Genomic DNA, 10531 nt, shown 5'->3' with positions numbered 1-10531 from the left:
GGGCTTGGAGCCCCCGGAGTCGAGCCCGTCCATGATGCTTCTTCGGAGTTTCCGCCTCCTCTATGTCCAGGTCCTGGCGGGCATCGCCCTGGGCATCCTCGTTGGCTATGTCTGGCCCGAGACCGGCGTGGCCCTCAAGCCCCTCGGGGACGCCTTCGTCCGGCTGATCAAGATGGTCATTGCGCCGGTGATCTTCTGCACCGTCGCAGCGGGCATCGCCCGCATGAGCGACATGAAGGCGTTTGGCCGGCTGGGCCTTCGGACCCTGGTCTATTTCGAGGTGGTCTCAACCCTGGCCCTCGCTGTCGGCCTGGTCGTCGGCCGCCTTGTGAAGCCGGGGGCCGGCTTCAACGTCGATCCTGCCGCTCTCGATCCGTCGATCGCCGCTGGCTACGTTGAGAAGGCTTCGCACGGGGCGACCCTTTCGGAGTCCCTCCTTGCAGTGATCCCCGAGGCCTTCTTCGGGGCCTTTGCCGAGGGCAATCTCCTCCAGGTCCTGCTGATCGCCATCCTGACCGGGATCGCCTGCACCCGGCTGGGCGACTTTGGCCGGCAGGCCGCTGATGTCTTCGACTCCGTCTCCCACCTCTTCTTCGGAATCATCCAGCTGGTGGTGAAATTCGCCCCCATTGGCGCCTTCGGGGCCATGGGTTTCACCATCGGCAAGTTCGGCATCGCGGCGCTCGTCAAACTGGGTGCCCTCGTGGCGACCTTCTACGCAACTTCCCTGATCTTCGTCCTGGTGGTCCTGGGCAGTATCGCCGCCCTGGCCGGCTTCTCGATCCTGAAGTACCTGCGCTACATCCGCGAGGAGCTGCTGATCGTGCTGGGGACCTCGTCCTCGGAGTCGGTCCTGCCGCAGATGATGCAGAAGCTCCAGCAGCTGGGCGCGGGCAAGACGACGACGGGCCTCGTGATCCCAATGGGCTACAGCTTCAATCTCGACGGCACCAACATCTACATGACCCTGGCCACGCTGTTCCTTGCCCAGGCGATGAACATTCCCATCACCCTGGGCCAGGAGTTGACCCTGCTGGGAGTGGCCATGCTGACCTCGAAGGGGGCGAGCGGGGTGACGGGCGCGGGGTTCATCACCCTGGCGGCGACCCTGGCGGTGATCCCGGACATCCCGATCGCGGGCCTGGCCCTGCTCGTGGGGGTCGACCGCTTCATGAGCGAATGCCGGGCCCTCACCAACCTGGTGGGCAATGGCGTCGCCACCCTCGTGATCGCAAGTTGGGAAGGCGACCTGGACCGCGACCGCCTTCGGGAGGAGCTGGACCGCGGTCCGCCGGCGACCCTCACCGCGGCAGCAGCCGCGGGAGGGGCCGACTGACCGGCCTCAGGCCGCGGCGCTGGGCCGGGCCTTGGTGCGCTCGAACCAGGCGAGGACGTTTCCAGCTTCGCCGGGAATGGGCTGGCCGACCTGAGCGCCGAAGGCGAGAAAGGCGAACAGCAGGATATCTGCGAGGGTGAAGCGATCTCCCGCCACCCATGTGCGCCCGGCCAGCAGGCCGTCCAGCCAGATCAGCCGGTCGCGGGCAATGTCCTTGAGTTCCTTTGCGCCGTCCGCGCCGACCAGCTTGATCCGGTTGGCGAACAGGGCCCGGCCCTCTGCGGCGCGGAAGCCGTTGGCCATGGGCTCGCAGATATTGAGGTCGATCCGGCGAACCCACATGCGGGTTTCGGCGCGTTCCTCCGGGGTGGATCCGATCAGGGCGGGGCCCTTGCCCACCTCCTCGAGGTACTCACAGATCGCCGTGATCTCGGAGATTGTCTGGTCGTTGTCCAGCTCAAGCGCCGGCAGCTGGCCGGACACATTGACCGTTGAGTTGAAGGGCGGCCGGCGGTTCTCTCCGCCCATCAGATCGACCTCCTGCCTCGGGACGTCCATGCCCTTCTCGGCGATGAACATGCGAACCACGTGCGGGTTGGGCCCGACTGAATTGTAGAGTTTCATCCTGTGTCTCCTCTTGTTGCGTGTGATTAGCAGGGCCGCGCCGTCCGGCGTCAAGCCGGACCCGGCGTTAATCACTGGCGCTTGTGGAGACAGGCGTCTCCCGCCTAGTCTCGATCCTGTTCCGATAAGTGGGAACCGGTTATCGGATCCAAACAGGATCTAACTTTTTGACTTAGAGCCTGTTCCCTTCAGACGCTCCGTCTGAAGGGAACAGGCTCGGTCGAAAGCGGGAGGACCCCAGATGAGCGACCCAACCCTGATTCTGGCCGACGAACCGGCCCCCCATGTCCGTCGCCTGACCCTGAACAGGCCCGAGAAGCGCAACGCCCTTTCCAACGCCCTGCGCGGAGAGCTCTTCGCCGCCCTGGAAGCCGCCGACCGGGATCCGGAAGTGCGGGTGATCATCCTGCGCGGCGCGGGTCCCTGCTTTTCCTCCGGCTATGACCTTGCCGGGGTGGGGGCCCTGCCTTTCCACACCGCCGGCGGCCAGGGCCAGTGGGCGCGTCATGTGGTCGAGGGCTGTTTCCGCATGTGGGACATGGCCAAGCCCATCATCGCCCAGGTGCATGGCTGGTGCCTTGCGGGCGGGTCCGAACTGGCCGTTGCCTGCGACCTCGTCTACGTGGCCGAGGATGCGAAGATCGGCTATCCCGCCGTCCGCACCATGAGTCCGCCGGATAACCAGTATCATGCCTGGATCGTGGGCATGCGGGCCGCCATGGAGCTCATGCTCACCGGCGACGCCTTCGACGGGCTCGAGGCCGTTCGCCTCGGCTTCGCCAACCGGGCCTTCAAGGCTGATGACCTCGAAGGCGAGGTCCTGGCCATGGCCCAGCGCATAGCCATGGTCGACCCGGAGCTCGCCCAGCTGAACAAGCGCCTTGTCCACCGGCAGATGGAGGCCATGGGGATGCGCGCCGGCATCCGGGCTGGGACCGACCTGCACGCCCTCGGCTGGCACACCCCCGCGAGCCGCACCTACATGGCAGAGCTGAGACAGGGCGTGACCAAGGCGCTAAATACCCGGGACTCCGCCTTTGGCGATTACCGGACCGGCGACAAGGCGGGGGGCTGAAGCCCCCGCCGGATCAGAACGTGTAGCGGTATCCGAAGATCGGGCCGGCCATGGTCAGGTTGGAGTCCACCTTCCGGCCGCGGACTTCGAGATTGTAGACCCGGACCCCGCCATACAGGCTCGAGTGCTCGTTAAAGCCGTAGCTGGCGGTGGCCTGGGCCTGCCAGGTCTTCAAGTTTCCGTCCCCAAGGCCCGCATAGTCGCCGTAGGCCGCTAGGGTCCAGTGCTCACCGGACCGGACATCGCCGCGGATGCCGATCATGGGCTGCCAGTTGTTGATCTCGTTCTCGGAGGTTTTCCCCGGCTGCCCGGGCTGGCTGATGCCCGCCTTGAGCTTGAAGTCGCTGTAGCGGGCCCCCGCCAGGAGGTCGATGGATCCGCGGTCGGACTCATAGACACGACCAAAGCCGGCGATGGTTGTGGCGTTCGTCGAGACAGCGACCTTGCTGTTGATCACGGGAGTCCCGCCCAGTTCCACGTCTGGCTTGACGGTGAACTTCACAAACGCGGCGTCGCCGAGGACTCCGAAACGTCCATAGCGGGCTTCCGCCGTGCCCATGAAGGCGCCGGTAATGTGGCTCAGGATATCCTTGAAGGTGATGTCGATGTCCGCCGACGGCCCGTCAGGCGGGACCTGGCCGTCGCCGACGATCCCTGGTCCCCAAACGAACGGGGAGACAGAAAACTCCCAGTCGTCAGCCGCCTGGGCGGCACCCGCCGCCAGGACCACGGACAGGGCCGGCAGGGCTGCGCGCAGGAATTTCATGGCTATCTCCGGTCGATTCAAACGGGTGTCTCATGTCAGCCGCCCCGATTGCCTTAGACCGACTGCAGTCGATAGACTGTATGAAGTTATACGATTACGCCGCTAGGTTATGGGTCTCATACGGTCACAACCACCTTGGTGAGGCTCTTGGTGAGGATGCCGATGGCGGCGTCCCGGTCAATGCTTTCGATGGCGGCGACCTCCCGGGCCATGCGGTCGATAGCGGATTCGTAAAGCTGGCGCTCCGAGTAGGACTGTTCGGGCTGGTTCTCGGCCCGGTGCAGGTCGCGCACGACCTCGGCGATCGAGATCAGGTCGCCAGAATTGATCTTAGCTTCATATTCCTGGGCGCGGCGCGACCACATGGTGCGCTTCACGCGGGCCCGGCCCTTCAGCGTGGTCAGGGCCTGGTTGACCACATTGCCTTCCGCGAGCGACCGCAGGCCGGACACCTTGGCCTTGGCGGTAGGAACCCGCAGGGTCATCTTTTCGTGGTCGAAGGTGATGACATAGACTTCAAGGGAATAGCCGGCGACTTCCTGGGTCTCGATCCCCTGGACCCGCCCCACGCCATGCGCGGGATAGACCACGTGATCGCCCACTGAGAACTGAAGATCGTCTTTGCTCATTCTCTGATCCCTTCAAACACCTAGCGTACTGACGTGCCCGCGCCCCACGAACTGCAATTTCGGAAAAAGTCTCCTGCCCCGCGAAAAATGCGAGCCTGGAAGCTGACGGTTTCCGATGGCTTCAGTCTAGGACACCCCTCGCCCTCCATGGGCGCAGGCCGACGGCGAACGACGACTTGTGAACACGACATCCCGGCGGACGCCTCCTCCGGAACTCGGGCAGAGGTATCACAAAACTGAGATCGATGAAAGGCTTGCGCCCCAAGGGGGCTCAGGAACCCTTGCCGGGCTTCTCGCTGAAGTACTTCTCGAACTTTTCAGTCTCGCGCTCGAAGTCTGCTGCGTTCTCCGGCGGTTCGCCCTTCAGGGTGATGTTCGGCCAGACCTTGGCGTAATCCGTATTGATCCGCAGCCACTTGCCGTCGGGGGTGTCCTCCGTATCCGGCTTGATGGCGTCGACCGGGCATTCCGGTTCGCAGACGCCGCAGTCGATGCACTCGTCGGGGTTGATGACCAGGAAGTTCTCGCCCTCATAAAAGCAGTCGACCGGACACACTTCTACGCAGTCCATGAACTTACATTTGATGCACGAGTCCATGACGATGTAGGTCATTGCGCGTCTTGGCCTCCGGGCTCTTGTCGCTACCGGCGCGGGTTCTCGCGGCCCCGGCCGAGGTTGTCAATGGCATGGACGCTTCAGCGGCCAGGCGTCAGCCGGATCAGCGTCTCCGTCGCCGCCTCCACCGCCTTGCGGCTGTAGAGCAGGGGCACGTATCCGCCCTTGACCCAAGTCTGGAAGAGGTCGCGGGCGTGGGGACTGTCAACGTCTCCCGACTGGCCGGGCGTATTGATGAACTGGCTCTCGTCCCAGGCGCCCACGTCCAGCACCATTCGGAAGGACGCCCCGGCCGTGACCCGAAAGTCATCAGGTCGCCAGGTGGCCGCCAGCGGGGAAAGGGAGGTTCCGGCCATGGGCTCCGGGCCCACGCTGAGGCCTTCGCGGTCGGCACCTGTCGCCAGGGGTGCGAGCAGATGCGTGAAGGCCGCCTGGTGAAGCCGGCCCCAGGCCCAGGTCGAGGGATCAGGTCCCATCCGGTCCCGGGCCTCCCGGGCCGCCGCGCCCAGGCTCTCGAGCAGAAGCGCCCGCCGCGCGGCCTCAGGATCGGGGCCGAGCGCGTCACCGGGGCTCTCCAGCAGGTCCATCACTGCGGCCAGGTCGCCGCCGCCGATCAGCTCCCTCACCTGGGGCGGGGCCGCCCTGCCCACCACAGCGGGCCCGAGGTGCTTGCCCGTCCAGATGAGGTAGACCGCGGCCGCGGCGCTGTCCGCCCGGGCCGTGCCGTCCCACCTGCGCAGCAGGTCCAGGGCGCTGGAGGTCAGGGGGTCTGTGGAAGAGAGGGGTGCCAGGAGCCGGATCAGCCTGCGTGACGTAATGTCCGTGGGGTCCGTTTGCAGGGCCAGGGAGTCGGCAAGGCTCAGGGGGCGGTCGGATCCCAGGACCTCGTTGATCCTCTGCAGGCGCGACGGGTTCGACCACTCGAACCCGACCTTCCGCTTGGCGACGGGATAGCCTGGCGGCAGGTTCATCGCATTGGCGGTGGCGATGTAGCCCTCTGGCGGGTTCAGCTTGGACGGCAGTTCGGCCTGGGAAAGGAACCCCTTCCACTCGTAGCGTCCGTCCCCCGGGACCGGGAGGAGCCCGTCCCAGTTTGGCCGCGCCGGGACCCGGCCGGCGGCTACCCAGCCGATCCGCCCCCCGACATCGGCATAGACTTGGTTTTCGCTGGGCGTTCCCCAGTTCGCCAGGGCGGACTTGAAGGCGGGCCAGGACCTGGCGTTCATGTAGCCCAGCGAGCCGAAATAGGCGCTGGCGCCCGGCTCGGCCCAGACCGACCTCAGGGCGAAGGCCCTGTGGCTGCCGGACTCGGTGTGGACGACGGGGCCATGCCGGGTGAACCGCAGATCGAACTGCCGCGCGGGTCCGCCCCGCACCTCGATGGTCTCGCGGACGGTCTCCATCCGGGCCCACCCGCCTCGGTACCGATAGAGGTCAGGATCGTCGGGGGAGGTTTCGTAGACGTAGAGGTCTTCCTGGTCGGCATAGAAGATGGTCAGGCCGAAGGCGATGGTTTGGTTATGGCCGATGGAAACGCCGGGCAGGGCAGGTTCCCCTGCCCCGATCACCGACAGGCCGGGCGCTTCCAGGTGGGCCACATAGCGCAGGGAGGGCAGTCCGTGATCCCTGTGCGGGTCATTGGCCAGGATCGGACGCCCGGTGGTCGTGCGCGACGGCGCGATCGTCCAGTTGTTCGAGCCCTGGGACTCCGGCGCCGGGGCTTCCGCCGCCAGCCGCCGCCGGGCGGCGTCGAACTTCACGCCCCGGGTCGCCAGGATGTAGTCGTCCAGGACGGTTGCGGGGATGTCGCAGGGATCGAGGCCATCGGGGACCTTTGTCGTCCAGTCTGGCTCCAGCTTCTTGAACAACCTGTCGGCACCCGGCCCGCCGGCGCACAGGATCCGGGCCCGGGTGGCTTCCATGCCAGCGTTTCGGGTCAGTCCATGGCTGCGGACGCGTACCACGTCCTCGGCGGTCCAGATGTCCGGGGCCGTCCCGGCGATCCTGAACTCCCGGGGCAGGGTGCGCTTTCCCGACCGGATCTCGTCGACATAGGCATTGATCCCGGCAACGAAGGCTTCGGTGTCGCTCCGGGCACCCTGGCCGTAGGCAGCCCACTCCGCCTTCATATCGCCCCGGTAAAGGAAGAGCCGTGCCGCCCTGTCCTGTTCCAGGAAGTCGGGGCCGAAGTCCCGCGCCAGAAGCCCCAGGCCGCGCTTCCGCCAAAGGTCGATCTGCCAGAGCCGGTCACGCGCGGCGTTGTAGCCCTGGATAAAGAAGGCGTCCCGCGCCGACTGGGCATAGATGTGCGGGACACCCCAATGGTCGACCCGAATCTCAGCGGGTGCCGCCAGGCCCGCAACCCGGCGGTCTTCGACCTGCGGGGCGGCGGCCAGGGCCTGGGCGGCCGGGAGAAGCCCCCAGAGGAGGGCGAAGGCCGAAGGGGCCAGTGACCTTGATATCATCGCGCGTCCTCCCCGAAGCCGGACCCGACGCTAGGTGCCCTCGGCTTCGGCGGCAAGACTTCGGCTCCGCGGTCTGCCATCGCCGCATAGAGTTTGCGGGCCTCGACGGCCGGGCCGCGGCGTTCGCCAAGGCCTGTCACCATCACGGCCGTGAGGCGCCCCCCCATGGCGAAGACCAGCTCGTCGCCGATCTTCAGGGGCCGCGAGGACTTGTCGATCCGGCTCTCGGTGCCGTCGCGGGTGAGCCGGATGCGCCCTTCCTCGACGAACCGGGCCGCCAGGCTCCGGGACTTGAAGAACCGGGCCCGCCAGAGCCAGACGTCGGCGCGGACCGAGCCGCCATCGCTCATGAGGCGGGATTCCTGCGGCGCCGGGGTGGGCGCCGTCCTGCCCTGGCCGGGGGCTGGGCCCGAAGGGCTGCCAGGGCCGAGAAGGGCGAGGCGGAAGGCAGGGCGGGAGGCGCGGCGGTAGCGGGCTGACGGCGTCGCCGCCAGAGGCTCGGGGAACCGGGGGTCAAGCGTTCGGCGGGGGCGAATCCCAGGGCCCTCAGGACCTGATGAAGGTGTTCGACTGACCCATCGAGGACGGCGGCTAGCCCAGGGCCCACCTCGACGCCACGACCGGTCCAGGGGGCAGCCCTGAGGGCGGCATCCAGATCCTCGAGCCGTGCGACCTCGACCACCAGGTCGCCCGCCATCCGAAGGCCCGCCGCCGCCAGGACTGGCGCCAGGGGCGCAGCCTGTCCGCCGAGGCGAAGGCCGGCCTGGGGTGAGGCGCTTGCTGGCGCGATCACCGACCGGACAAGGTCCGCAGCCTCTCCCGAGGCCAGGGCCGGAAGATAGAGGGAAAAGGCACCCAGGCGGACCCCAAGGCCGCGCAGGGTTCGCCGCTCCGCTGGCGAGAGTGCGGCGGTCTCCTCCCGGACAGTGGCCCGGTCCAGGACGCCGCCGGCCTCGACCAGTCTCCAGGCCAGGCCCCGGGCGAGGCCGCGGAGCTGGTCGCTGCGCAGCGCCTCATCCAGCCTGGCCAGGGGCGCGAGGCGTCGCCGGGCCTCTGCGGCCAGCCAGGCCTCCAGGCGGCGCTGGGCCCGCTCACGCACCGGCGCTGGCCCCATGTCTCCGAAAAGCCGGGCCCTTGGAGCGAAGACCGTGCCCCCCTGGACCGAAGCTGCAGCCTCGCCTCGCCAGAGAACCACGCCGCGGGGGTCGAGGGCGAAGGCCTCGTCCGGCTCGGAGGCCAACCGCCCCAGCCGCCGGGCGATCTCCGGTCCAGCCGCGGAATTGGCCGCCGCCCTCAGGGCCTTCTCCTCAAGGGCGGAAGCCGCCATCTCCGGAGTGAAGACCACGCCTGACAGGCGTCCCACCACCTGTCCCTCGACCGTCACCACGCCATCCCCGGAGACGCCCGCCAGGATCTCGCCGGAGGCCCGGAGGGATCGCATCAGCACGCTGGTCCTGCGGTCGACGAACCGGGCCGTCAGCTGTTGGTGCAGGGTGTCCGAAAGTCGTTCCTCGAGTTCCCGGGTCCGTCCCTGCCATCCAGCGGGATCCTTGAGCCATCCGGGCCTGTTGGCGACGTAGGCGAGGGTCCGGACGTTGGCGAGCCGGGCCTGTAGGGTGTCGATCTCGCCCTCGGTGCGGTCCAGTCGCCGGAACTGCTCGTACATCCAGTCCTCAGGGATGCGACGACCGTGGCTGGAGAGCCAGAAGAAAAACTCCCGGGCCAGCCGCACATGCTCCTCGAAGCCGGACTTCCGGAAGTCGGGGGTCTGGCAGACCTCCCAGAGGTGGTGCAGGGCGTCTCGGTCTTGGCCTCGGTCGGCCACCCGGGGGTCGGCGGCCAGCTGCCTGAGGGTGATCTCGTCCAGGGCCTCGTCCGAGAGGGACAGGCCCTCCCGAGCGGGTGTCTCACCGAGGGACCTCAGCAGGGCCGGCAGGGAGGACAAGTCCAGGCGGGGGTTCCGCCACTCTGCGGAGATCACCGGCTCGTACCGGTGGGATTCGACCTGGGCGACCCGGCCGGGGTCCAGCTCCTCGCAGTCGCCGGTCACCCCGAAGGTTCCGTCCTTTCGGTAGCGTCCTGCGCGTCCGGCGATCTGTCCGACCTCCTGGGGATGCAGCGCCCGCGAGCGCTTTCCGTCGAACTTCCCGAGGCCGGCGAAGGCCACATGGTCGACATCCATGTTCAGGCCCATGCCGATCGCGTCGGTCGCCACAAGGAAATCAACCTCCCCGGACTGGTAGAGCGCCACCTGGGCATTTCGGGTGCGGGGGGACAGGGATCCCATGACAACTGCGGCCCCGCCGCGCTGGCGGCGGATCAGTTCGGCGATGGCGTAGACCTGGTCTGCCGAGAAGGCGACGATAGCCGTCCGGCGGGGAAGGCGGGTCAGCTTCTTCGATCCGGCGTAGGTCAGGGTCGAGAACCGTTCCCGGCTGACGATCTCGGCCTCTGGCAGCAGGCGTCGGATCAGGGGTGCCATGGAGAGGGAGCCCATCAGCATGGTCTCGGACCGGCCCCTGGCGTGGAGCAGGCGGTGGGTGAAGACGTGACCGCGCTCGGGGTCGGCGCACAGCTGGATCTCGTCGATCGCCAGGAATTCGACTTCCCGGCTGAGCGGCATGGCTTCCACAGTGCAGACGAAATAGGCCGCCCGGGGCGGGATGATCTTCTCCTCGCCAGTGATCAGGGCAACGGAGCGGACACCACGCGCCTTGACGATTCGATCGTAGATTTCCCGGGCCAGGAGCCGCAGGGGCAGCCCGATCATGCCTGACGCGTGGCCGAGCATCCGCTCCACCGCCAGGTGGGTCTTCCCGGTATTGGTGGGGCCCAGAACCGCCACGAGACGCGAGGGGGCGGGGCCAGCGGGACGCTCGCTCATAGTCTCAGGGTGGGGTGGGAATCGTCCGCCCGCAAGCGCCCGGGGTCCCGGTTCGGGTGGGCGGCGTACAAATGTCAGGGACAAGAATTAACGTGGGGCTCACCGCACTACGAACAGCGGCGAAACGAATCATGAC

Annotated in this window: 9 protein-coding genes; 2 read left to right on the top strand and 7 right to left on the bottom strand. The window is 67.4% G+C overall.

What is annotated here, in order from left to right; translation table 11 throughout:
- Positions 1-34 precede the first annotated feature (34 nt).
- Positions 35-1336, top strand: coding sequence for a dicarboxylate/amino acid:cation symporter (locus WCJ52_RS01110; RefSeq protein WP_336901444.1), 1302 nt, complete (start codon positions 35-37; stop codon positions 1334-1336).
- 6 nt (positions 1337-1342) lie between these two features.
- Here the strand turns inward: WCJ52_RS01110 and WCJ52_RS01105 are convergent, their stop codons facing one another.
- The gene (locus tag WCJ52_RS01105; protein ID WP_336901442.1) at positions 1343-1960 is read right to left on the bottom strand and encodes a glutathione S-transferase; all 618 of its coding nucleotides are present in this window, start codon (positions 1958-1960) and stop codon (positions 1343-1345) included.
- Between the two features lie 241 nt (positions 1961-2201).
- On the opposite strand from WCJ52_RS01105, the gene WCJ52_RS01100 reads away from it, so the two are divergent.
- Positions 2202-3035 carry an enoyl-CoA hydratase-related protein gene (locus tag WCJ52_RS01100; protein ID WP_336901441.1) on the top strand — a complete coding sequence of 278 codons (834 nt, stop codon included), beginning with the start codon at positions 2202-2204 and terminating at the stop codon, positions 3033-3035.
- Positions 3036-3048: 13 nt separating this feature from the next.
- Here WCJ52_RS01100 and WCJ52_RS01095 read toward each other — a convergent pair whose 3' ends face one another.
- From WCJ52_RS01095 to WCJ52_RS01070, 6 genes are all read right to left on the bottom strand, one after another.
- The gene (locus WCJ52_RS01095; protein ID WP_336901440.1) at positions 3049-3801 is read right to left on the bottom strand and encodes a hypothetical protein; all 753 of its coding nucleotides are present in this window, start codon (positions 3799-3801) and stop codon (positions 3049-3051) included.
- 116 nt (positions 3802-3917) lie between these two features.
- On the bottom strand, positions 3918-4430 hold the full coding sequence (locus WCJ52_RS01090) for a CarD family transcriptional regulator (protein WP_336901439.1): 513 nt from the start codon (positions 4428-4430) through the stop codon (positions 3918-3920).
- Positions 4431-4701: 271 nt separating this feature from the next.
- Positions 4702-5043 carry a ferredoxin FdxA gene (fdxA, locus tag WCJ52_RS01085; RefSeq protein ID WP_336901438.1) on the bottom strand — a complete coding sequence of 114 codons (342 nt, stop codon included), beginning with the start codon at positions 5041-5043 and terminating at the stop codon, positions 4702-4704.
- 83 nt (positions 5044-5126) lie between these two features.
- Positions 5127-7511, bottom strand: a complete 2385-nt coding sequence (locus WCJ52_RS01080) for a penicillin acylase family protein (RefSeq protein ID WP_336901437.1) — start codon at positions 7509-7511, stop codon at positions 5127-5129.
- On the bottom strand, positions 7508-7861 hold the full coding sequence (locus WCJ52_RS01075) for an RNA-binding S4 domain-containing protein (protein ID WP_336901436.1): 354 nt from the start codon (positions 7859-7861) through the stop codon (positions 7508-7510). Before WCJ52_RS01075 ends, WCJ52_RS01080 begins: the two co-directional genes overlap by 4 nt.
- Positions 7858-10395, bottom strand: a complete 2538-nt coding sequence (locus tag WCJ52_RS01070) for a helicase-related protein (RefSeq protein WP_336901435.1) — start codon at positions 10393-10395, stop codon at positions 7858-7860. The genes WCJ52_RS01075 and WCJ52_RS01070 overlap by 4 nt, the downstream gene beginning before the upstream one ends.
- Positions 10396-10531 lie beyond the last annotated feature (136 nt).

This window comes from Phenylobacterium sp. (genome assembly GCF_037138395.1).
In the GTDB taxonomy this organism is placed as follows: Bacteria; Pseudomonadota; Alphaproteobacteria; order Caulobacterales; family Caulobacteraceae; genus Phenylobacterium.
This window is presented reverse-complemented; position numbering and strand designations above follow the sequence as displayed.